16 protein-coding genes and 2 pseudogenes are annotated in these 23719 nt (G+C 63.2%); 15 read left to right on the plus strand and 3 right to left on the minus strand.

Annotated elements, in window-relative coordinates:
* Positions 1–246: 246 nt before the first annotated feature.
* From WJU18_RS14130 to WJU18_RS14155, 6 genes and pseudogenes are all read left to right on the plus strand, one after another.
* Positions 247–2280, plus strand: coding sequence for a TonB-dependent siderophore receptor (locus WJU18_RS14130; protein ID WP_423460995.1), 2034 nt, complete (start codon positions 247–249; stop codon positions 2278–2280).
* A gap of 23 nt (positions 2281–2303) precedes the next feature.
* Positions 2304–3464, plus strand: coding sequence for a PepSY-associated TM helix domain-containing protein (locus WJU18_RS14135; protein WP_423460996.1), 1161 nt, complete (start codon positions 2304–2306; stop codon positions 3462–3464).
* The gene (locus WJU18_RS14140; protein ID WP_423460660.1) at positions 3461–3646 is read left to right on the plus strand and encodes a hypothetical protein; all 186 of its coding nucleotides are present in this window, start codon (positions 3461–3463) and stop codon (positions 3644–3646) included. Before WJU18_RS14135 ends, WJU18_RS14140 begins: the two co-directional genes overlap by 4 nt.
* 116 nt (positions 3647–3762) lie before the next feature.
* Positions 3763–4542, plus strand: coding sequence for a trehalose-phosphatase (gene otsB, locus WJU18_RS14145; protein WP_423460661.1), 780 nt, complete (start codon positions 3763–3765; stop codon positions 4540–4542).
* Positions 4539–6341, plus strand: a complete 1803-nt coding sequence (locus WJU18_RS14150) for a glycoside hydrolase family 15 protein (RefSeq protein ID WP_423460662.1) — start codon at positions 4539–4541, stop codon at positions 6339–6341. Before otsB ends, WJU18_RS14150 begins: the two co-directional genes overlap by 4 nt.
* A pseudogene (locus tag WJU18_RS14155) lies at positions 6338–7719 on the plus strand (alpha,alpha-trehalose-phosphate synthase (UDP-forming)). The gene WJU18_RS14150 and the pseudogene WJU18_RS14155 overlap by 4 nt, the downstream one beginning before the upstream one ends.
* 26 nt (positions 7720–7745) lie before the next feature.
* Here WJU18_RS14155 and WJU18_RS14160 read toward each other — a convergent pair.
* Positions 7746–8693 carry an ROK family protein gene (locus WJU18_RS14160; protein WP_423460997.1) on the minus strand — a complete coding sequence of 316 codons (948 nt, stop codon included), beginning with the start codon at positions 8691–8693 and terminating at the stop codon, positions 7746–7748.
* A 270-nt stretch (positions 8694–8963) separates the two neighbouring features.
* Here WJU18_RS14160 and WJU18_RS14165 point away from each other — a divergent pair, with 270 nt between their 5' ends.
* A complete protein-coding gene (locus tag WJU18_RS14165) occupies positions 8964–9275 on the plus strand; it encodes an HU family DNA-binding protein (protein ID WP_423460663.1) in 312 nt (103 codons plus the stop codon).
* A gap of 251 nt (positions 9276–9526) precedes the next feature.
* Here the strand turns inward: WJU18_RS14165 and WJU18_RS14170 are convergent, their stop codons facing one another.
* On the minus strand, positions 9527–11119 hold the full coding sequence (locus WJU18_RS14170; protein ID WP_423460664.1) for an MFS transporter: 1593 nt from the start codon (positions 11117–11119) through the stop codon (positions 9527–9529).
* A gap of 161 nt (positions 11120–11280) precedes the next feature.
* On the opposite strand from WJU18_RS14170, the gene WJU18_RS14175 reads away from it, so the two are divergent.
* From WJU18_RS14175 to WJU18_RS14210, 8 genes are read left to right on the plus strand one after another with little or no spacing between them, the layout of a single operon-like run.
* The gene (locus WJU18_RS14175) at positions 11281–11931 is read left to right on the plus strand and encodes a TetR/AcrR family transcriptional regulator (protein WP_423460665.1); all 651 of its coding nucleotides are present in this window, start codon (positions 11281–11283) and stop codon (positions 11929–11931) included.
* A gap of 45 nt (positions 11932–11976) precedes the next feature.
* Positions 11977–13014 (plus strand): ABC transporter substrate-binding protein, encoded by a 1038-nt coding sequence (locus WJU18_RS14180; RefSeq protein WP_423460666.1) that lies wholly within the window; start codon positions 11977–11979, stop codon positions 13012–13014.
* Between the two features lie 32 nt (positions 13015–13046).
* Positions 13047–13835: an ABC transporter ATP-binding protein gene (locus tag WJU18_RS14185; protein ID WP_423460667.1), complete on the plus strand. Its 789-nt coding sequence runs from the start codon at positions 13047–13049 to the stop codon at positions 13833–13835.
* Positions 13832–14662, plus strand: coding sequence for an ABC transporter permease (locus WJU18_RS14190; RefSeq protein ID WP_423460668.1), 831 nt, complete (start codon positions 13832–13834; stop codon positions 14660–14662). Before WJU18_RS14185 ends, WJU18_RS14190 begins: the two co-directional genes overlap by 4 nt.
* Positions 14663–14688: 26 nt before the next feature.
* Entirely contained in the window at positions 14689–16599 is a 1911-nt protein-coding gene (locus tag WJU18_RS14195; RefSeq protein ID WP_423460669.1) for an alkyl/aryl-sulfatase, read from the plus strand.
* Between the two features lie 28 nt (positions 16600–16627).
* Positions 16628–18241, plus strand: a complete 1614-nt coding sequence (locus tag WJU18_RS14200) for a GMC family oxidoreductase (protein WP_423460670.1) — start codon at positions 16628–16630, stop codon at positions 18239–18241.
* An 11-nt stretch (positions 18242–18252) separates the two neighbouring features.
* Positions 18253–19428 (plus strand): sulfatase-like hydrolase/transferase, encoded by a 1176-nt coding sequence (locus tag WJU18_RS14205; RefSeq protein ID WP_423460671.1) that lies wholly within the window; start codon positions 18253–18255, stop codon positions 19426–19428.
* The gene (locus tag WJU18_RS14210; protein WP_423460998.1) at positions 19425–20558 is read left to right on the plus strand and encodes a sulfatase/phosphatase domain-containing protein; all 1134 of its coding nucleotides are present in this window, start codon (positions 19425–19427) and stop codon (positions 20556–20558) included. Before WJU18_RS14205 ends, WJU18_RS14210 begins: the two co-directional genes overlap by 4 nt.
* Here WJU18_RS14210 and WJU18_RS14215 read toward each other — a convergent pair.
* Positions 20527–23717, minus strand: a pseudogene (locus WJU18_RS14215) (efflux RND transporter permease subunit). The gene WJU18_RS14210 and the pseudogene WJU18_RS14215 overlap by 32 nt on opposite strands.
* Positions 23718–23719 lie beyond the last annotated feature (2 nt).

Consider the following 23719-nt stretch of genomic DNA (forward strand, 5'->3'; position numbering starts at 1 on the left):
GACTGCCGCTGGCCTTCGACGTGGAAGCCGCCGAAAGCGGAGCTGCAGCATGAGTAAACAAGATCAGATTCCCTAGAGGCTGTACTGCTCGCATGGTGAATTTTGATCATCATAAAATAAAATGCGAATCATTCTCAATGTCATTCGCAAATGAAATTCAGCAGAACTCCACTGGCGCTTGTTTCCGGCCTGGTTTGCAGTCAAGCCTTTGCACAATCGTCGCCTGCCGAAGCTACCTTGAAAGAAGTGCAGGTGCAGGCGACCAGCGAAGCTGGCGCTCCGGGTTTGGACCTGGGCTTGCGCCGCTCCGTGAACAGTGGGGCTCTGGGACAGCGCAGTGCGCTTGAAACGCCGTTTTCCAGCACCAGCATCTCATCCGAAGCGATCGAGCAGGCCGCGCCCACCAAGCAGGCCGATCTGTTCTTCACTGATGCTTCGGTGCTGGCGACGGGTTCCACTTCAGGCGGCTGGGCCAGTTACACGCAGGTGCGCGGGCTGGAGCTGGATTGGCAGAATTCTTACCGCATCGACGGCCACCCGTTCAATAGTTATTCCACGGTGATGCCATTCGAGCAGTTCGATCAAGTGGATTTGCTCAAGGGGGCGACAGGTTTCCTCTATGGCTTCGGTAGCCCTGGCGGCTTGATCAACTACGTGACCAAAAAGCCACCCGCCGCAGGCAGCGAGCCTGTGCGTAATGTGAGTATCGGCTACGCGAGCGGCAGCGTGTGGCGTGGAAGCGCCGACGTGGGTGGGCGTTTCGGCGGCGATGAGCGCTTTGGCTACCGATTGAATGCGACGCATGAGGAGGGGAAGGCCGCAGACAAGAGCAGCCTGCGGCGAGACGCCATTTCCCTGGCGCTGGATGGCAGGATCACACCCGATCTGACCTGGGACATGCAGGCTATTTATCAGCGCCGCAAGAGTTGGGACATCACGCCCTCGTTGTATCTGGGCTCATACACCGGTAGCGTACTACCGGCCACCATACCCAACAACAACGGCTATCTGACCGGCCCGGGCACCGTGTCCGACAACGAATTCAAGTACGTGTCCACGGGCCTGAAATACCAGTTGGCACCTGACTGGCAACTCAGCGCCTCCTACAGCCACAGCGGCACGCGCACGCACCGGGCGGAATCAGTGTTGTGGCTGTCCGATCCTGCGGGTAACTACGACAACTACCGTTCAGACTACGGTGAGTCGTACCTGTTCAATCAGGTGGAGGCCATGCTGCAAGGCAAGGTGCAAACGGGCAGCATCGGCCACCAGATCGTCGCTGGCATTTCTCGGCAGGAGTCGCACAACGACTACACGCCGTACAACTATCCCTACGCTGGCCCGGGCAGCCTGTATCAGCCCAACCTCTACGCCAACCACAGCCCGTGGGGCCTGAGCGACATGCCGCTGTACAGGTCGGCCAGCGCCACGCAGCAAGCGCTGTTCGCCAGCGACACGCTTACTTTCTCGCCGCAGTGGTCGCTGCTCGCGGGCCTGCGCACCACGCGCTACGAGCAACTGCAGTTCGGAGAGTCGGGTGGCCAGACTTCGCGTTATTCAAAGTCAGGCGTTCTCACGCCAACGCTGGCGCTGATGTACAAGCTCGCGCCAGAAATCATGCTTTATGCCAGTTATGTGGAGGCGCTGGAGCCCGGCACCATCGTGGGCGATCCCACGCTCACCAACTATGGGCAGATGCTCAACCCGATCAAGTCGCGCCAGTATGAAGTGGGCGTGAAAACCCAACAGCGCGGCTGGGAGGCCGCGGCGGCACTGTTCCGTATCGAGAAAACCTCGGAGTATTCCAACGGCGAGACCATGCTGCAAAACGGCCGCTCCATCTACCAGGGGCTGGAGTTGTCTGCTGCCGCCCATCTTGGCAAGCAGTGGCGTATCGGGGGCAGTCTGATGGCGTTGGACGCTACCTACGGCCAGGGGGATTCGAGCATCAACGGCCATCGCATCGCCGGCACCGCTCGAATGATCGCGAGTGCACAAGTGGGTTACAGAGTGCCCCAGGTACCAGGATTGCAACTGTTCGCGGGCTTGAAGTACACGGGCAATACGATGCTTAACGCGCAGAACAGCATCCAGGTGCCGTCATACACTTTGATTGGTTTGGGCGCGAGCTATGACACCGTGGTGGCTGGCAATTCCACCACGCTGCGCGTGCAAGTGAACAATGCGGCCAACAAGCAGTACTGGGGCTACCAATACGCGGGCTACATCAAGCCTGGCGACTCACGCAGTATCAGCATGACTGCGACGATGCGGTTCTAGCTCCCGCGCGCGAGTTCCCGATGATGAACAGTCAAACCATCAAGACCTGGGCCTGGGTGCACAAATGGAGCAGCATCGTCTGCACCGTTTTCATGCTGCTGCTGTGCCTGACCGGCCTGCCGCTGATCTTCCATCACGAAATGGGCCACCTGTTGGGTACCGAAGTGGAAGCACCGAAGATGGCGCGCGATACGCCGCATGCCAGTCTGGACAAAGTGCTCTCGGTGGCGCGCGCCCAGCACCCTGACCGGGTGGTGCAATATGCCTCCAAGGATGAGGACGACGACAACCTCTGGTTCGTGACCATGACGCCCACGCCGGCGCCTACGGACGATTTCAGTTCCGTGGCCATTGATGCGCGCACCGCCCAGGTGCTGGCGCAACCGCGCTTCAACGAAGGCTTCATGTTCGTGATGCTCAGGTTGCATGTCGACCTGTTCGCGGGTCTGCCGGGCAAGCTCTTTCTCGGATTCATGGGCCTGCTGCTATTGGTGGCCATCGTCAGCGGGGTGGTGCTGTACGCGCCCTTCATGCGCAAGCTGGATTTCGGCACCGTGCGGCGCAACAGGCGCACGCGCCTGAAGTGGCTGGATCTGCACAACCTGCTGGGCGTGGTCACACTGGTGTGGCTCTTTGTGGTGGGTGCCACGGGCATGATCAACACCTGGGCCGACCTGGCCATCAAGTACTGGCAGTACGATCAACTCAGCTCATTGATGGTGCCCTATCAGGGGCAGCCCACCGTGCCCCTGGCTGAGCGTGGTTCGGTTCAGCGCTCTCTGGAGGCTGCGCAGGCGAGGGTGCCGGATACCAAACTGTCCTTCATTGCCTTTCCGGGCACGGCCTATTCCAGCCCGCACCACACGACCTTCTTTCTCAAGGGCAACGAGCCCTTCACGTCCAAGCTGCTGCAACCCGTGTTGGTAGACGCCAAGACCACCGAGATCACGGCGGCACCCAAGCTGCCGTGGTATCTCACGGCGCTGCTGGTGTCGCAACCGCTGCACTTCGGCGACTATGGCGGCAGGCCGATGCAGATCATCTGGGCGCTGCTCGATATCGCTACCATCATCGTGCTGGGCAGCGGACTGTATCTATGGTTGGGCAAGGGGCGGACTGCGCGTGAGCCTAAGGAGGAGGCCGGTGAGGAGAGGGCGCTCGCTGGGGCAGAGGGCACGCCATGAAGCCGCGCCATCCCTTCTGGAGCCTGTGGGGCTGGCCGATCGCCTTGGGCGTGTTTACCTGCGTCGGCCTGGTCTCGGCCCTGTTCAGCGACGGCGGATTTGGCGACGTATTGGCCGGGGTTGCGCTAGGCATCCCCACCACAGCGTGTCTATGGTTTGGCTGGCTGCGGCGTCAACGATGAGCGCATATACCGTCGCTTGGCATGTCGGTCTGGCGGTCGATCAAGGGGGTGAATTTGCCGGGTATGAGGCATTCACCTACAACGCCAGGGCTTGATCCTTGCTAAAGTGGGCCGAGATGTCTTTGCCCTTGCCCACACATCGGCACGCCTTGTTCCTCGATTTCGACGGTACTCTTGCCGATATTGCCGAGCACCCGCAAGCAGTGCGGGTGCAGCCGGCGATGGTCGTGGATCTGCGAGCGTTGCACGAGGCCCTGCAAGGTGCCTTGGCGATCGTCACCGGCCGGACCGCGGCGGATTTGGACCGCTTTCTGTTTCCGCTTCGCTTGCCTCTGGCTTGTGAACATGGTGCGCATTTCCGCCTGGGGAATGGTCATGACGAAGGCGATAGCAGTGGCAGGCTGGCGCTTGTTCTTCCTCTTGAGAATGTCATGGAGGCCTTGCGGCCTTTGGTGGAGCAGTACCCTGAGCTGATTCTGGAGCCCAAGAACACCGGTCTCGCGTTGCATTTTCGCCAAGCTCCCGAGTTGGAGGCGCTCTGCCTTCAGGCCTTGACCCAGACCTTGCATTACATACCACAAGCCGAACTGATGCGGGGCAAGTGCGTGCTGGAGGTCAAGGTCAAGGGGACCAGCAAAGGGCGTGCGATCGAGGCTTTCATGCGGCAACCGCCCTTCGCGGGCCGTACGCCCCTGTTCATTGGCGATGACGTGACGGACGAATCAGGCTTTGCCGCTGTACAGGCCTTGGGTGGCTTGGGCGTCAAGGTAGGCGATGGACCCACGCAGGCGCGCGCGCGCCTGGAGTCTCCGGCTGAAGTTCGTTCCTGGCTGCAGGATGCTGCCGAAGCACTCACCAGGCGGCCGCCGCCGCTTGCCGAGAAGGGAGATCCATGAATACACCCGCAAAGAGGGCAGAACCTTCACTCGCGCTGGGCATGGTTGGCAACTGCGCCATCAGCGCGCTGGTGGACGCGCGGGCCCGCATCGTCTGGTGCTGCATGCCGCGCTTCGATGGGGATCCGGTGTTCAATGCCTTGCTGCAACCCGGCACCGAGGGGAGCAGCTTTGCCATCGAGTTGGAAGATTTCGCGGCGAGCGAGCAATGGTATGAGCCCAACACGGCTGTGCTGCGCACGCGCTTGACTGATGTTCACGGCAACTGCTTGGAGGTGACTGATTTCGCGCCGCGCTTTCATGCTCGTTCGCGGTTTTTCCGGCCCGGCATGCTGGTGCGCCGCGTGCGGCCTGTCTGCGGCTCACCGCGTATGCGCGTGCAGCTTGACGTTCTCTACGAATGGGGAGAGTGCCGGCCCGCGATCACGCGTGGCAGCAACCATGTGCGCTACGTAGGCAGTGCGTTCGCACTGCGCTTGAACACGGATGCGCCGGTGACCTATGTACTCTCAGGTGAGCCTTTCACCGCGCACCGCGAATACAGCTTCCTGCTGGGGGCCGACGAGTCGTTGGCCGAGGGGATCGCCGACACGGCCCGCTATTTCGAGCAGGAGACCATCTCGTACTGGAAGCGCTGGACACAGCGCCTGCACTTGCCGTTGGAATGGCAAGAAGCCGTGATCCGCGCGGCCATTACGCTGAAGATGTCATTGTTTGAGGACACGGGCGCGATCGTCGCCGCCATGACCACGAGCATTCCCGAGTCGGCCAGCAGCGGCCGCAACTGGGACTACCGCTACTGCTGGCTGCGCGATGCGTTCTTCGTCGTCCGCGCGCTCAACAGCCTGTCGGAGGTCGGGACGATGGAAGATTATCTGCGCTGGCTTGGCAATGTGGTCGCCAAAGCCGCTGACGGACACATCCAGCCGCTTTATGGCATTGGGCTGGAGCAAGAGCTTCCTGAGGTTATCGTGCCGCACATGGCGGGCTACCGGGGCATGGGGCCGGTGCGAGTAGGTAACCAGGCGGCCGAACACTTCCAGCATGATGTCTACGGCAATATTGTGCTGGGGGCCGCGCAGTCGTTCCATGACAAGCGCCTGCTGCACCCTGGGGGCAACGCCGAGTTCGCGCGGCTGGAGCAAATTGGCACGATGGCTGTTCAGGTGTATGGGCAACCCGACGCGGGCATGTGGGAGCTGCGTACGCGTGCGCGCATCCATACCTCTTCTGCACTCATGAGCTGGGCTGCTTGCGATCGGCTGGCCAAGATCGCGAAGGTCCTGGGGCTGGCCGAGCGTGCCCAACACTGGCATGCTCATGCGCAACGGATGCGAGCCGAGATCCTCGAGCGGGCTTGGAGCCCGGCGCGCGGTGCATTCGCTGAAAGCTTTGGCGGCAGCGAGCTGGATGCGAGTGTGTTGCTGATGGCCGAGGTGGGCCTGGTCGCTCCGGCCGACCCGCGCTTCGTGAGCACGCTCGACGCCATGGAGCAGACCCTGTGCGATGGCCCTTACATGCGCCGGTATGAAGCCGCCGACGACTTTGGCAAGCCAGAGACCTCGTTCAACATCTGCACCTTCTGGCGCATCGACGCGCTCGCGCGCGTTGGCCGGACCGAACAGGCGCGCGGCATCTTCGAGGCCATGCTGGCTGTGCGAAACCCTTTGGGGCTGCTGTCGGAAGACACACACGCCACCACGGGTGAGATGTGGGGCAATTTTCCGCAGACCTATTCGATGGTCGGGGTCATCAATGCGGCGATGCGGCTTTCGGCGCCGTGGGATAGCGTGATATGAGCCGTCTCGTCGTGGCTTCCAACCGTCTGGCTGATCCGCGCAAGCCGGCTGCTGGCGGATTGGCCGTGGCGCTGGGCGAAGCGCTCGCGCGCACGGGGGGTTATGGTTCGGATGGAGCGGCGCTGTTGATGGCAGCATCTCTCCTGGCGCGGGCCGCTTGAAAACACGCACCGCGGGCAAGGTGACATTGGCCACCGTGGATCTGTGCGTTGAAGACCATGCCGCCTACTATCTGGGCTACTCGAACAGCGTGCTGTGGCCGGTATTCCACTACCGCCTGGACCTTGCTGATTTCAACCCAGCCTATCTGGCCGGCTACCGGCGCGTGAACCAGATGTTTGCGCGAGAGTTGCAGCCGCTCCTGCGGGAGGACGATGTGATCTGGGTGCACGACTATCACCTGATTCCCCTGGCCGCGGAACTGCGCGCCCTGGGCTGCAAGCAGCGTATCGGCTTCTTCATGCATATTCCCGTGCCGCCGCCGCTTATCCTGGCGGCGCTGCCGCAGCACCAAGGGCTGATGCGATCGTTCTTTGCCTACGATCTCGTGGGTCTGCAGAGCAAGGCGGATGTCGCTCATTTTACGCACTACATGGTCAACGAAATCGATGCGAAGGAGGTGGATGGCCAGCGTTTGCAGGCATCTGACGGCATCACCCGTATAGCGGCATTTCCCATCGGCATCGATGTGGAAGAGTTCCAGGCGCTGGCTTCCGCACCGGAGGCTATGCAAACCTATGAGGCGCTGTGCACCGAGTATTCCCGTCGCCAGCTGCTGTTGGGCATCGATCGGCTGGATTACTCCAAGGGGATCCCGCAGCGCGTGAGGGCTTTCCGCCATTTGCTCGAGCAATACCCGGAAAACCATCACAAGGCCACATTGATGCTCATTGCATCGCCCAGCCGTGACGACGTTCAGGCCTATGCTCACCTGCGCCACGAGTTGGAGGGACTGTGCGGTGCCATCAATGGTGATTTTGGTGATCTTGAATGGATGCCTCTGCGCTACATACACCGTACGGTGGCGCGCAAGCGTGTCCCGGGCCTTTGCCGGGCCGCCCGCGTGGGGTTGGTAACTCCGCTGCGGGATGGCATGAACCTCGTCGCCAAGGAGTTTGTGGTGGCGCAGGATCCTGAAGACCCCGGCGTCCTAGTCCTCTCGCGTTTCGCGGGCGCGGCTGAACAGCTTGAAGAGGCGCTGCTGGTCAATCCCTACGATACCCAAGGCATGGCGGACATCATTCAGGCTGCGCTGCACATGCCTTTGCCCGAGCGCCAGTCGCGCCACCAGAAGCTGCTGGAGCGCATTTGCCGCCACGACGTTCATTGGTGGCGGAGAAGTTTTTTAGGGGAACTTGAAACTGCGAATAGCCATTAAGCGCTTCTGGTGCTCATGCTTCAGAGTCAATCCAGCAGGGCCAGTGCGGCGTAGTCGCCCACGTCCTCACCCAGGCCCGCGGACACGAGTTCCACGCCCTCGGTCAACACCGGGAAATAGCGTGACAGTTCCACGCGCAGCAGGGGTAGCAGCAACTCCTCATGGTGCAGGAACACCGATCCGCCAAGACTGATGCGGCGAAGGTCGAGCATGGCCACCATGTTGTAGAGCAGCCGGCCCATGAGGGTGCACAACACATGTACCTGGGTTTTCGCGGTTGGATCGCCTTTCTGGGCGGCCTCGAGCAGTTCGGCGGCGGATTGGCCCAGGCGCCATGGAAGCGAGTTGCCTGCGACGAGCGATTCGACATCGCCCCGATTGCCACAGCCGCACAAAGGGGGCTCGCCCGGGATGTCGCCCACGAAAGAGTGTCCTGCGTGGCCGGCATTGCCATTCTTGCCGCCCAGTACCCGCCCGTCCACGCACAGACCCACACCGACGCCGGTGCTCCAGGTCACATAGGCGCAGTCTTGCTGCCCATGCAGCGCGCCCCAGCACCGCTCGGCATGCAGCGCGGCCACTGCGTCGTTGGCAATGCGCACACGATGCTGGCCAAGTGCGTGTGCCAGCGGAGCCTCCAGCGGTACGCGGGTCCAATCATTGCCGAGGCCGCGTGGCGCACCTGCCAAACCGCCGCAGATGTTGGGATTGGCGAGTTCAATCAAGCCGGCTTGCCGTACGAAGGGCCCGCAGGCTGCCACGCCCACGGCCGCCAGCTTATCCCGCGTGAGGCCTTGCCGGGCACAGGCCGCATCGAGCATGCTCAGCACCTGTTTGGCAAGCGCGCCGGGTTGGCCGGATTTCACCGTGGGTTCGCTCATGCGCACGAGCAGCGGCGGTGGGCCCGCCCCATCCGAGGGGGACGCCAGGCATACGGCCACCTTGGTGCCGCCGATGTCCACGCCAGCGCGCACATCAGATGGCAGGGGAAGTGATCGGGAGGGCTGAGGCATGCCCTACATGATGCCATTGAGCGCAATGAATGCCGTATGCATAAGGAATGCATTTGTGGAGGCGCTCTTTGTTGCTTTCAGCATAGGTTCATGATCTCGGCGCAAGGGGGTGAAAAGGAGACTTTGAGCACGCTTTCAAAGGTGCTGTAACGAACAATCAAGGCGTTCCTGAGGAAGGAGGATCGTTATCAGGTATAAACGGGCGGTCATTTATCCATTTGAAGCATCATCATGAATCGTGCTGAACTCGTTGAAATCCTGGCTACCAAGAACGAACTCTCCAAAACGGCTGCCAATGCCGTGCTCGACACCCTGATCGAGACCGTCCAGACCGCCGTGAAAAAGGGCGACGCAGTGCAGCTGGTGGGTTTCGGCACGTTCAAGTCCGCCAAGCGTGCGGCCCGCACGGGCAAGAACCCTGCTACGGGCGCGGCGCTCAAGATCCCTGCATCCACTGTGCCCAAGTTCGTGCCCGGCGCGAAATTCAAGGCCGTCGTGGATCCGAAGGCTGCCAAGCGCAAGGCTGAGAAGGCTGGCAAGTAAGCTGCCTGGCCTCAAGGCAAGCCGCCCAAGCTGATTGGCTCGGGCGGCTTTTTTGTTGCCGGGCCGCCCCAAAACAAAAAGCACCCCCTTGGGGGGCAGCGGACTACGCGAAGCGGGGAAGCGTGGGGGCCCTTTTTGTTGCCGGGCCGCCCCAAAACAAAAAGCACCCCCTTGGGGGGCAGCGGACTACGCGAAGCGGGGAAGCGTGGGGGCCCTTTTTGTTGCCGGGCCGCCCCAAAACAAAATAAGCCCTACTGCGCCAGCTCGGCCTGGATATCTTCCAATCTGCGCCCGCGTGTTTCAACGCCGCTGCGCATCAGCAGGACCGCCGCAATCGCCATGGGGGCAGCAATGGCCAGGGCAGACAGTGAAAGATGACCGAACAGGCCCAATACCCCGAGACCCGCACCCAGAATGCCACCAGCCTTTGAACTGGCGGCGATGACGCCTGAGCCCGTGCCCCGCAACTGCACCGGATAGATTTCAGCCGCGTACGGAATGAGCATGGCGATCACGCCGCTGGAGCTGATCAGCAGCAGGGCGGTCGCGGCCACCACGGCGGCGGCAGAGTTCACCCGCAGCGCGCCTAGGGCAGTGAAGAGCAGCAGGGCGGCAGCCGTGAGCACGATGAAGAGCACCAGCGCCTTGACGCTGCTCCAGCGGTGATAGAGCCAGATCACGGCCGCTGTGCCGGGTAGTGCCAGCAGGGCCGAGCGTGCCAGCAACCCATTGGCCGCTGCTGGATCCAGGCCCATTGCTCCCAGATTGGTTGGCAGCCACAGCACGAAACCGAAATTCACCAAACCCCAAGCCAGCCCTGCGACGATCAGGCCCCAGGTAATGCGGGCGTGCGGGCCGCGCAGCAGTGTGCTCAGCCGGGCTGGCGGCGCTTCAGGCTCCGCCACGACGGTAGCCGCGTCGGCTCCTGCCGTGTGGCCGCCCGAGAAACGCGCCAGCACGGTGCGTGCCGCATCGAAAAGCCCCGCGTTCGCCAGGAATCGCGGTGATTCGGGGATGTAGCGCCCGAGCAGGATGATCAGCAGGCCGGTGGGCAGCCCCAGCAGCCACAGCGCCCGCCAACTGTACAGCGGCACCAGCAGGTCGGCCGCGCCAGCGGCCAGCAGGTAACCGGCCGAAGTGCCCACGCCGCCGAGCGCCACCAGCAGCCAGCCTCGGTGCGCGGCCGGCACCGTTTCAGCCATGAGCGTAAAGGCGATGGGCAACAGCCCGCCGGCGGAGGCGCCCATCAGGAAGCACATTGCAAGGTTCCAGCCAAAGGCCGGCATGGCGCCGCAGATGGCGGTGCCGATGAACATGAGGGCTGACAACAGGATCGCGGAGCGCCGCCCGAACACATCCGCCAGCCGGCCCCAAACGATCGAGCCGACCGTGGTCCCGGTGAGCGCCACAAGGGCCAGGACGCCCGCGGTTTCCTTGCTGATGCCGTATTCGTGCGTCATGCCCGGCATCACGAAGCCGAGCGTGGCGGGCTTGAGCACATCCACCGCGAGCGCGATCACCAGGACCATCACCAGCTTCCAGTGCGCGCTGTTGAGCGGAACGCCGTCGGCCAGGTGAAACTGCAGCGGCTGAACGGGGTGCAGGCTGCGGCGCAGTTGCGTGATGCGCGGCAGCAGGCCGTATGCCGCGAGCAGCACGCCCAGCGGAATCATCGCCATGCCCACCAGCATGGGCGTGTCCATCTCCATGCCCACCATTTCGTAGCCGGTATAGCGGCCCATGAGAAACATCGGCGCATGCGCGAGCACGCCGCCGATGATCGCAATGCAACCGATCCAGAAGGCCAAGGGATGGTGCAGGGAGAAATCGCGGGAGGAAGACAAGATAGGGCGGCGCGTTGAAGGCTTGGCGTGATCTTAGTCTCTGTGCCGCACGCTTTCGGAACACGGCATCGCTTGCGGGTAAACCCCATTGGCGCATTGGGATGCAAGCTCTAAATTTATGAACATGAATTCATGTTCATGTTTAAAGAAGGCTCATGGCCATGGCTGAGGCCCAGCTGCAGCCGCCCCGGCATCTGGTGCATGCACCCCAGCAGCGGCGCGGGCACGAGCGGCAGGATGCGTTGATACGTGCCGGGCTGCACCTGACGGAGGCGCGCGACTGGGACGCGGTCAAGGTGGGGGACATCGCGGCGGAGATCGGGTGTTCGATCGGTACTTTCTACACACGCTTTCGTACGAAGGAGGCGTACTTCGATGTGCTGCTCGATCTGATGGTGCAAACCATGCTGCAGCGCACTGAAGTCTTTCACGGCGAGCCGGAGCGCCGTCGCGAAGCGCCTGCCCAATTCATCGCCTCATGGGTGCACCTGGGCGTGCATTCGTTCCGCATGCATCGCGGCCTGTATGCCACCGCGCTGCTCAATCTGCGCCGGCTGGAGCCCGAGGCCCGTTCCAGTTCGCCGCTGGTGCTCCTGCGTGACCGCAGCAGGGCTTCGTTGCTGGAGGCCATGGCGCGGTACCCGGGCTGGAGTGCACCCACGGCCCAGGCGCGATTGCTTTTTGCTCACCAGATGATGCAAGGGGTGCTGCTCAATGCCGTGTTGACCAATCCGGGACCGCTGCATCTGGACGATCCGGCTTTCGAAACCGAACTGACAGGCGCGTTGTGCGCCTACCTGGGCATGGCCTGATTTTTCGCTTCTCACGGCCTGACCATGAAACTCAAGGGGAACACCATGACCATCCGATCCCGTCTGACCCGGTGGCTGCCGGCTTTGGCCGTGGCTGCTTCCACAGCCTTGCCTGCGCAGGGCCGGGCGGCCGATGCGCCTCCCGTGGTGCGCTTTCAGGACTATCCCGGGCATGGGAATCTGCTGGTCCGCGTGGCGCGCAGCAAAGGGTGGTGCACTTCCGCGGGGATCACATGCGAACTCAAGCCCATTCCGGCGGCGCCGCTGGGCTTGCAGGCGCTGATCGGCAACTCGATCGATGTGGCGCTGGCCCCGATCGAAGTGGTAGCCTCAGCTGCATTGCGCGGTGCCAAGCTGCGTACCGTGGCGGGTTCGGCGGTATCCAACATTTTCCAGATCGATGCGGGCAGTTCGCTGAAGCTTCCGCATGAGACGCAGGGCTATCCCGCAGTGATGCAGGACTTCAAGGGGCGCAAGATTGGCGTGGTGGCGCGGGGCTCGGCCACCGAGTCCTTCTTTGCCTGGCTGATGCAGCAGGCGGGCCACCAAGCCACCGACGTGACCTATGTGGCGGTGGGTGCACCCAATACGGCGTTTGCCGCTCTGCGAGCCGGCCAGGTGGACGCCATCGTGAGCTGGGAGCCTTCGGGGATCATGTGTGAGTTGAGCAAGGCTTGCAAGGTTGTTTTCCGTGGTTCCAGCGCTGCCGAGCCGGCGTTGCTCAAGGCCATGTATGGCGCCGGTGCCGGCTTGGTGATGCGCGCTGACGATATTGCCGCGCGCCCGCAGATTGCCCAGGCCGTGCGCAAGATTTCGCAGCAGGCGGAGGCTTTCGTGAAGAATCCCGCCAACAAGGCCGAGGTACTGCGTATTTCTGCCTCTTACTTCCCCACGGACAGCATGCCCCAGGGTGATGTGATCGCACAGCGGACGCTGGAGCTGGGCCTGGAAACCAATACCTTCCAGGCCATGGTGCGGCGCAGCGCGGTGCAGGCCACCCTGCAGTACATGCAGCAGACCAAGCAATTGAGCAGCCTGCCCAAGGTGGAGGATCTGGTCTGGGACGGTGCGCCGAATGATTGAAACCTCTATCCACGCCACCAACGGGAGCCACGATGGCAGCCATCTCGATACGTGATCTGTGTGTTGACTTCGGCGGCGCGGTGCTGGCGGTGGACCATGTGAGCCTGGAGATCGAGTCCGGGCAATTCGTGGCCATTGTGGGGCCGAGCGGCTGCGGCAAGACCACCATCCTCAATCACCTGACAGGTTTGCTGCCGGTGCAACGGGGAGAAATCACGATTGGCGGTGAACCGCCGCGTGCCGGTAGTCCGCGTGTGACCTACACCATGGCGCGTGATTGCCTGTTCCCTTGGCGCACGGCCCTCGATAACGTGTGCTTTGGCATGGAATTGCGCGGTGTACCGCAGGCAGAACGCGTTGCCAGAGCCCGCAGAGAGCTGGAGCGCGTGGGATTGGGCAAGTTTGCCGACGCCTACCCGAAGGCGCTTTCGCATGGCATGCGCCAGCGCTGCGCGCTGGCCCGGGGCTTCTGTCTGGAATCCGAAGTGCTGCTGATGGACGAGCCCTTCGGTGCGCTTGATGCCCAGACCAAGATCCAACTTGAGGACCTGTTGCTCGAACTCTGGGGGCAGACCCGCCGCACCGTGGTGTTCATCACGCACGATCTGGCCGAAGCGGTGGCGTTGGCTGACCGCGTGGTGGTGATGAGCGCTCGGCCAGGCCGCATCGTGGCCGACATGGCCATCGATCTGCCGCGTCCGCGCCATGTGCGCGAGCTGCAGCGCGATCCGGCATTTCTCTCGTTGTACTCGCAGGTCTGGGAGCAGCTGGAGCGCGGCATCCAGCTCTCGCAGGCCGACGCCGAAGGAGCCATGGCATGAGTGCGTCCCTCAATACTGCAATGGCTGGGAGAGCCCAGCCCGCAGCCCCACGTACCACGGCTGCGTCGGCCCGGGCGCGCAGCGGCGCTGTGCTCGCGAGCCACGCGCTGTTCCTCATCGCGTTCTTCGGCCTGTGGGAGTGGGGCGCCCGCACCGGCTGGCTTGACCGCACCTTGTTCGGCCAGCCCACCCAGATCGTGCTGTACCTGTGGCACGGATTCGTGGTGGGTGGCGAGTTGTGGCGCGAGCTCGGCTACACGGTGGCGGGTACGTTGATCTCGTTCGTGCTCGGCAGCCTGGCGGCGATTGCGCTGGGCTTGGCGTTCACTCAATGGCCACCGCTGGAGCGTGCGCTGGATCCCTACCTCACGGTGATCAATGCGATGCCGCGTTTCGCGCTGGCACCGTTGTTTCTGCTCTGGTTCGGCCTGGGCCTCTCGTCCAAGATCGCGATGGGCACGAGCTTGAGCTTTTTCATCGTGCTGGCCAACACGGTGGCCGGCATCAGGGGCGTGCCGCAGGATTTCCTGACACTGAGCCGGTCCCTGGGTGCCAAACCCCTGCAGCTTTTCTTCAAGGTCACGCTGCCTTCGGCGGTGCCAGTGATCTTCTCCGGCTTGCGCCTGGGCCTCATCTTCTCCATGCTGGGGGTGGTGGGGGCCGAGATCATTGCCGCAGAACACGGCCTGGGGCAGACCTTGGCCTATCTGCAATCGAACTTCAACATGGACGGCGTCATGGCGCTGTTGTTCCTGCTGGCCTGCCTGGGCATGGTGGTGACCAAGGGCATGGCCCGGTTGGAGCGATGGTTGCTGCGCTGGCAATAAGCATGGCCACGGCAGAAAGATTCACAGTGAGCACAATACAAAACTGCGCCCATCCCGCCACGGCGGGCTTTCAGCGCCTGGTGGCGAGGCAGCAGCCACCGGAAGACCGCGAGGACGATGCGGATGCATGGCGGGGTTTCATGGGCAGCATGGACGATGCCGCCATCAAACGGGCAGACGGCGGTTCGGTCTGGAATCTGGCGGCCTATGGATTTCTGGCCGATGCCGAGGCACCGGACACCGTCAATCCGATCCTGTGGCGGCAGGCGCGTCTGAACCGGGCGCATGGATTATTCCAGGTGACCGAGCGCATTTTTCAGGTGCGTGGTTTCGATCTGGCCAACATCACGTTCATCGAGACAGATCACGGTGTGATGGCTTTCGATGCCCTGATGGTTCCCGAGACCGCGGCTGCCGCGCTGGCGCTGTACCGCAAGCACCGTGGTGACCGTCCGCTCCACACGGTGATCTACAGCCACAGCCATGTGGATCACTTTGGCGGTGTTACCGGCCTGGTGAGCCAGGATGACGTGGATGCCGGCCGGGTGCAGATCATCGCTCCCGCGGGTTTCATGCAAAGCGCGGTCGCCGAGAATGTGATGGCGGGCGTGGCCATGGCGCGGCGCGCGCAGTTCCAATTCGGCAACACGCTGCCGATCGGCCCGGCGGCTCAGGTGGATTCAGGCCTGGGCAAGAACATACCGCGTGGGCGCCCCGGCCTGCTGGCGCCCACGCGCGAGATCACCCAAAAGCATGAATGCATGGTCATCGATGGGCTGGAGGTGGAATTTCAGCTGACGCCTGAGACCGAGGCTCCGGCCGAGATGCATCTGTTCATTCCGTCGGAAAATGCGCTCAATCTGGCTGAGAATGCCACGCACACCTTGCACAACCTGTGCCCGCTGCGCGGCGCCAAGGTGCGCGATTCGCTGGCCTGGTCCAAGTATCTGAACGAGGCGTTGCACCGCTACGGCCCGCGTACCGAGGTGATCCTGGCGCAGCACCATTGGCCCACCTGGGGCCGCGAGCGCGCCGTGCGCTTTCTTGCCGAGCAGCGGGACATGTACCGTTTCCTGCACGATCAAACCGTGCGCCTGATGAACCATGGCTGCAAGCCCGCGGAGATCGCCGAGCGGCTGCAATGGCCTGATGGTCTGGCCGAGCGTTGGCATGCGCGGGGCTACTACGGCACGGTGTCGCACAACGTCAAGGCTATTTATCAGCACTACCTGAGTTGGTACGACGCGCATCCGGCCAACTTGAACAAACTGCCCCCAGTGGAGGGCGCGCGCAAATATGTAGCCTATATGGGAGGTGCACAGGCATTGTTGGGCAAGGCGCAAGCTGATTTCGAGCGCGGCGAGTTTCGCTGGGTGGCCGAAGTGATGGCGCACCTGGTGTACGCCGAGCCCGCCAATCAGCCCGCGCGCGAACTCGCCGCCGCGGCACTGGAGCAACTGGGTTTTCAGGCTGAGTCGGCGACATGGCGCAATGCGTACTTGCTTGGTGCTCAGGAGTACAGGGTAGGGCCGCCCCCTGCTTCCGGCCAGGCCGGGGCGGCCATGCTGGCAGCCCTACCCAATGAGCTTCTGTTCGATCTGTTGGCCATGCGCGTGGTCGCGGGGCGCGCGAAGGACCTGCGCTTTGACATCGGGTGGCATTTCCAGGAGAGCCATGAGCATTGGGTGTGCAGCCTGTCCAACGGCGCGCTCAGCAGCATCAGACTGGAGATCGCGCCAGTGGCGGATCTGACGGTCACCACCAGCCGTGCCACGCTGGATGCGCTGCTGGCACACCAGCTTCAACCTGCGCAGGCGCTGGCCAACGGCAGACTGATGCTGGACGGCCAAGTCCAGCTGCTGCCGTTGTTCTTCGGTTTGCTGGATCGTTTCTCAGGCAATTTCGCGGTGGTCGATGCGGCTGAGATGCCGCAGTAGCTTGGCAAGGATGGCACCAGGAAACGCCATGAGCGAAACAATGGAATTTGACTATGTGATCGTTGGGGGAGGCTCGGCGGGCTGTGTGTTGGCCAACCGCCTGAGCAGCCGGCCGGATGTACGCGTGGCGCTGGTGGAAGCTGGACCCGCCGGGCCGAGTAAATGGGTGAGCATCCCCGCCGGACTGATCGGCACCGTGCCTACGAAGAAGTTCAACTGGGCGTTCGAGACAGTGCCGCAGGATGGGTTCTATGGCCGACGCGGTTACCAGCCGCGGGGCAAGGTGCTGGGCGGCAGTTCGGCGATCAATGCCATGTGCTACATCCGCGGCCACGCCGCTGATTACGACGACTGGGCTGCGGCGGGCTGTAGTGGCTGGTCGTACCAGGAGGTGCTGCCTTACTTCCAGCGTGCTGAAGGCTGCCAGATCGAAGGCGCGGATCCGGGCTATCACGGCTTCGAGGGGCCGCTCAAGGTGTCGCGCCTGCGCTCGCCCAGCGATTTCAACCGGTTGGTACTGGAGGCTGCCGTTCAATGCGGGCACGCCCGCAATGATGACTTCAACGCGGCGGAGCAGGACGGCGTAGGCTTCTACCACGTCACGCAGGAGCGGGGCGTTCGTTCAGACACCGCCCGGGCCTACATCGATCCAGTGCGTGGGCGTTCCAATCTGCGGATTTTTGGCGATGCGCATGCCATGCGCGTGCTGTTGCAAGACGGCTGTGCGGTGGGCGTGCAGATCATGGAGGGTGGCGTGGAGCGGCGCTTGAACGCGCGCGCCGAGGTCATTTTGAGCGCAGGCAGTTTCGGCAGCCCGCAACTGCTGCTGCTTTCGGGCATTGGCCCGGGCATGGCGCTGCAGCGCCTGGGAATCGAGTGCGTGGCGGACCGGGCGCAAGTGGGGGCCAACCTCCAGGATCATCCCGATGCCATTCTCACGCGCCGCCTGCACGATGCTCGCCTTTTCGGCCTGAGCATCATGGCGCTGAGGAATCTGTGGAGCGCATGGGGCCAATACAAGCGGGATGCAGCAGGCATGCTGACCACCAACTATGCGGAAAGCGGCGGGTTCTTCCGCACGGAGTCTCATCTGGAGCGGCCCGACGCGCAGTGGCATTTCGTGATGGGCATGGTGCATGACCATGGCCGTCAGCGCCACTCGGGCCACGGCTTCAGCCTGCACGCATGTGTGCTGCGGCCCAAGTCCCGGGGCAGCGTCAGGCTGGCCTCGAAGGATCCGCGGGACGCACCGCTGATCGATCCGGCCTTTCTCACCCACCCGGATGACGTGGCTACGCTTACTCGGGCCTATCGCCGCACAGCGGAGCTGCTCAGGGCGCCCGCGCTCGCACCCTTCGCGCATACGCCGCTACTGCCGGAGCCCGATGCTAGTGATGATGCCGGCATCGAGCGCTTTCTGCGCGCCCACTGCGACACCATCTATCACCCCGTAGGCACGTGCCGCATGGGGGCAGATCTGGATGCGGTGGTGGACCCGATGCTGCGCGTGCGCGGAGTGCAGGGCTTGCGCGTGGTGGATGCCAGCGTCATGCCTTCACTGATTGGTGGTAACACCAATGCGCCCACGATCATGATTGCCGAACGGGCAGCCGACCTGATCACCGCTCAATCCCCTCGTTGAAAGGAAGGCGCATGTCCGCCATCGCAGAGAACCAAGAGAACGTGGCCCCCAAGGACCCCGCCAAGGCGCCATCCGCTCCCCATTGGCCAGTTCCTCTGAAGCGGCCCGCGGGAGCACCCAACATTCTGGTGGTGTTGTTCGATGATGTGGGTTTCTCGGATTTCGGCTGCTATGGCTCCAGCATCCGCACACCCACCATCGACGCATTGGCGGGGAGCGGTTTGCGCTATAGCGGGTTTCACACCACGGCTATGTGCTCGACCACGCGCGCGGCGTTGCTCACGGGGCGCAACCACCACGCGGTGGGAATGGGATGCCTGGCCAATTTCGACAGCGGATTCCCGGGCTATCGCGGCAAGATCAGCCCCGATGCCGGCACGCTGGCTGAAATGCTGCGCCCTCATGGATGGCGCAACTACATGGTGGGCAAATGGCATGTGGTGCCCCTGACGCAAAGCGGCCCCGCAGGCCCTTTCGACGGTTGGCCGCTGGGGCGAGGGTTTGACCGCTACTACGGCTTCATGGATGCCGAGACCGATCAGTTCGCGCCCGAGCTGGTGCGTGACAACACCCACATCGATCCGCCCGGCACCTTTGAAACTGGCTACCACCTGACCTCCGACCTGGTTGACCAGTCGATCCGCATGCTGGCCGAGCATCAGGCGGACGCGCCCGATGCGCCCTGGCTGATGTGGCTGGCACTGGGGGCCTGCCACGCCCCGCACCAGGCGCCGCAGGAGCTCATTCGCGCCTACGATGCGCAATTCGCCCAGGGCTGGGACGCGGAAAGAGCCCAGCGGCTGGAGCGCCAGAAGGCGCTGGGCCTGGTGCCACCGGACACCGAGCTGCCGCCGCGCAATGATGGGGTACCACCCTGGGACACGCTGGCCGAGCCCGAGCGGCGAGTGTTCACGCGCTTGCAAAGCGCCTACGCCGGCATGCTGGAACATGCCGACATCCAACTGGGGCGCCTGATGCAGTTCCTGGAGGCCAGCGGCATGCAGGACGATACGCTGGTGCTGGTGCTGTCAGACAACGGCGCCAGCCAGGAAGGGGCGTGGCTGGCTTCGTCAACGCCATGGGGCCATACAACATGCGCAAGGAGGACATGGCTGAAAAGCTCGCGCGCATCGACGACATCGGCGGGCCGGCTTCGCACTCCAATTTTCCGCATGGCTGGGCGATGACTTCGAACACGCCGCTCAAGCGCTACAAGCAAAATACGCACGGCGGCGGTATTCGCGATCCGCTCGTGATGGCCTGGCCAAGGGGCATTTCCGCGCGCGGCGAGTTGCGCCATGGTTTTTGCCATGCGCGAGATTTGCTGCCCACGCTGCTGGATCTATGTGGCGTCGCGCCACCGGACACCATCGCCGGCGTGGCGCAGCAGCCCGTGACCGGCCAGAGCTTGAAAGCCACGCTGACTGATCCGCAGGCGCCAGGACACACCAACCCGCAGATCTTCGAGATGTTCGGCCACCGCGGCATCTGGCACGAGGGATGGAAAGCCGTCGCCTGGCATGCGCCGGGCACGCCGTTCGCAGCGGACCGCTGGGAGCTGTATCACCTTGAAAAGGACTTTGCTGAAAACCGCGATCTGGCGGGCCAGGAGCCCGAGCGTCTGGCGAAGCTCCAGGCCTTGTGGTGGCGCGAGGCAGAATCCAGCCAGGTGCTGCCGCTGGACGACCGTTTCGGCGCGCGCTTTGCCGAGAACGCCCAGCGCGCACAAGGATCACGCACACGCTTCGTGTTTCACCAGGGCATGGGCCATTTGCCCAGCGATGTCGCGCCCGATCTGCGTTCGCGCAGCTACCACATGGAGGCGCAGGTCGTCATCCCTGCGGATGGCGCGGAGGGCGTGCTGATCGCACACGGCGATGCCACGAGCGGCTATAGCCTTTATGTTCAGGACGGCCATCTGGTGCATGATCTGAACATCGGTGGCGTGCACCAGATTCTTCGCTCCGACGCACCCATCGCGCCTGGGCACCGGCGTTTGGCGGTGCGCATGCAGCTCGGGCCACTGGTGCTGACCCCACCAGTACCGGGACATGGCCGCACCGTGGTGCCTTCGAGTCGCCTGGCCAGCCTGTGGATCGACGATGTCTGCGTGGCCGAAGGCGCCTGCCAATTCGGCTTTGCCACGCTGATTTCCTGGTCTGGCCTGGATATCGGCCGCGACAGGGGCAGCCCGGTATCGCACTATGCCGCGCCATTTGCCTTTACCGGCCAACTGCGCTGCGTGACCGTGGATCTGCAGCTGCAGCAGCCGCTGGATGGAGAGGCTATCGGACAAGCTGAGATGGCTCGCCAGTGATCGTCATTCCTGGATGGCCGGGCTCTGTTTCGTTTTCAGACAGATCGCGGCGGTGCACGAGCCGGTAGAGCAGCGGCAACACCAGCAGGGTCAGCACGGTGGAAGACAGAATGCCTCCGATGACGACCGTGGCCAGAGGGCGCTGCACTTCCGCGCCCGTGCCGGTGGCGATCGCCATGGGAACGAAGCCGAGTGACGCGACCAAGGCGGTCATGAGCACTGGGCGCAGCCGAGACAGTGCACCGGAGTGCACCGCCTCGGGCACGTTCTGGCCAGCCTCCCGGAGTGCGCGTATGGAGGAGATCATGACCAGCCCGTTGAGCACCGCGACGCCCGAGAGCGCGATGAAACCGATGGCCGCCGAGATGGACAGCGGAATGCCGCGCAGCCAGAGCGCCAGGATGCCGCCAGTGAGGGCGAACGGAATGCCCGTGAAGACGATGAGACCATCGCGTACATTGCCGAACATGGCAAAGAGCAGGGTGAACACCATCAAAAGCGCGACCGGAACGACGATCTGCAGCCGTTTCTGTGCCGATTGCATGTTCTCGAAGGTGCCGCCCCAGCGGGTCCAGTAGCCGCTCGGGAGCGGGATGGCATCCAGATCGCGCTGCGCCTGCTCCACGAATGAACCGATGTCGCGGCCGCGCACATTGGCGCTGACGACGATGCGGCGCTTGCCGTCTTCGCGGCTGACCTGGTTGGGGCCTGGCGAGAGGTCGAAGCTGGCCACGGCGGACAGGGGCACGAAGCCTTGCCGGCCGTCAGCCTGAGGGGCAGAGCGATCGGCAGGCGTTCCAGCGCGGCTAGGTCGCTGCGCACGGATTCCGGCAAGCGCACCTGGATATCGAAGCGCCGGTCGCCCTCGAACACAGTACCTGCTTCCTGCCCGCCAAGGGCGGTGGCCACGGTTTGCTGAACGTCACCCATGTTCAAGCCATGGCGGGAGGCCTTTTCACGGTCGACCTGCACGGTGAGCATGGGCAGGCCGGTGGTCTGCTCCACCTTGACCTCGGATGAGCCCGGCACCTTCTGCAGCATGGCCGCGATGGTCTGGGCCGTGCGTTCGAGCACCTGCATGTCATCGCCGAAGATCTTTACCGCCACGTCGCTGCGCACGCCGGAGATCAGCTCATTGAAGCGCAACTGGATTGGCTGGGAAAACTCGTAGTTGCTCCCGGGGATATCTTCCACGGTTTCCTGAACGGCCGCCAGCAGGTCATCGCGGCTGCGGTCCGGGTGAGGCCACTGGGCCCGGGGCTTGAGCATGATGTAGCCATCCGAGATATTGGGCGGCATGGGATCGGAGGCGATCTCGGCCGTGCCGGTGCGCGCGAAGACGCGCTCGATCTCCGGAAACTTCTCCTTGAGCGTGGCCTCCAGCTGCATCTGCATTTCAAGGGATTGCGTCAGGCTGGTGGCGGGCACGCGCAGGGCCTGTATGGCGAAGTCGCCTTCGTTCAGGTTGGGGGCAAACTCGCTGCCCATGCGCGATGCGAGCAACAGGCTCAGCGCCACGGCCACCGCCGCGCCCGAAAGCACCACGAGGGGAATGCGCATGACGGCCGAGAGTAGGGGCTCATACGCCTCGCGTGCCCAGGTCATCAAGCGGTTTTCCTTCTCGGCAACGCGCTTGCCAATGAAAAGAGCAATGGCGGCTGGAATGAAGGTGATAGAGAGGATCATGGCGCCTATCAGCGCGAGCACGACGGTGAAGGCCATGGGGTGGAACATTTTTCCTTCCACGCCGGTGAGGGCGAAGATGGGCAGGTATACGACCATGATGATCAACTGGCCGAACAGCAAGGGACGGCGTGATTCCTTGGCGGCAGCGAACACCTCATGGAAGCGTTCGCTGCGGGTGAGCAGCCTGCCCCTGTGCTCTTGCGCATGTGCCAGGCGGCGCACGCAGTTCTCGACAATGACCACGGCCCCGTCGATGATGATGCCGAAATCCAGCGCGCCCAGGCTCATGAGGTTGGCGCTGATCCGGTACTGCACCATCCCCGTGAAGGTGAACAGCATCGAGAGCGGAATGATGAGTGCGGTGACCAGCGCCGCGCGGATATTGCCAAGAAAGAGAAAGAGGATCACCACTACCAGGGCAGCGCCTTCGAGCAGGTTCTTCTTGACGGTGGCAATCGCTTTTTCGACCAGCGTGGTGCGGTCGTAGACGGTCACGATCTTGACGCCCTCGGGCAGATTGCGCCGGATGGACTGCATGCGCTCGTCCACTGCCTTGGAGACGACGCGGCTGTTTTCGCCGATCAGCATGAAGACGGTGCCCAGCACGACTTCGCGGCCGTTGTCGGTGGCCGCGCCGGTGCGCAACTCACGGCCAAGCTCGACATCGGCGAGATCACGGATGCGGATCGGCTGCCCTTGCGCGGTGCCGACGATAACCTCTTTGAGGTCTTCGATGCCTCGTACCTGGCCGGGCGCGCGGATGAGATACTGCTCGCCCTGGCGCTCGATGTAACCCGCTCCCACGTTGGTATTGTTGTTCTGCAGCGCAGTGACGATCTTGTCTATGGAGATGCCGTAGGCAGCGAGCTTCTCCGGACGGGGCGCGATCAGGTACTCCTTGGAGAAGCCGCCAATGGAGTTGATCTCGGTCACACCGGGAACATTGCGCAGCTGGGGCTTGATCACCCAATCCTGGATCTCGCGCAGATCCATGGGGGTATAGGCCGTGCCGTCGGCCTTCTTCGCGCCTTCCTCGGCTTCCACGGTCCAGAGGTAGATTTCTCCCAGACCGGTGGAAATGGGCCCCATGGAGGGCGTGATATTGGCCGGCAGCTGCTCCTTGGCCTCCTGAATGCGCTCGTTGACGAGCTGGCGCGCGAAGTAGATGTCGGTGCCGTCCTTGAAGATGACCGTGACCTGGGACAGACCGTACCTTGAAAGCGAGCGGGTCTGCTCCAGATGGGGCAGGCCGGCCATGACGGTTTCGATCGGGTAGGTGATGCGCTGCTCGGTTTCCAGCGGCGAGTACCCCGGGACCTGGGTATTGATCTGGACTTGTACGTTCGTGATGTCCGGGACCGCGTCGATGGCGAGCTTCTGATAGCTGAACACGCCCAGGGCGGCCATGGCCGCGACGGCCACAAGCACGAGCCAGCGCTGCTCGATGGCAAAGCGGATGATGCGTTCAAACATGG

It is taken from the genome of Ottowia sp. VDI28 (assembly GCF_049532675.1).
Lineage (GTDB): Bacteria > Pseudomonadota > Gammaproteobacteria > Burkholderiales > Burkholderiaceae_C > Ottowia.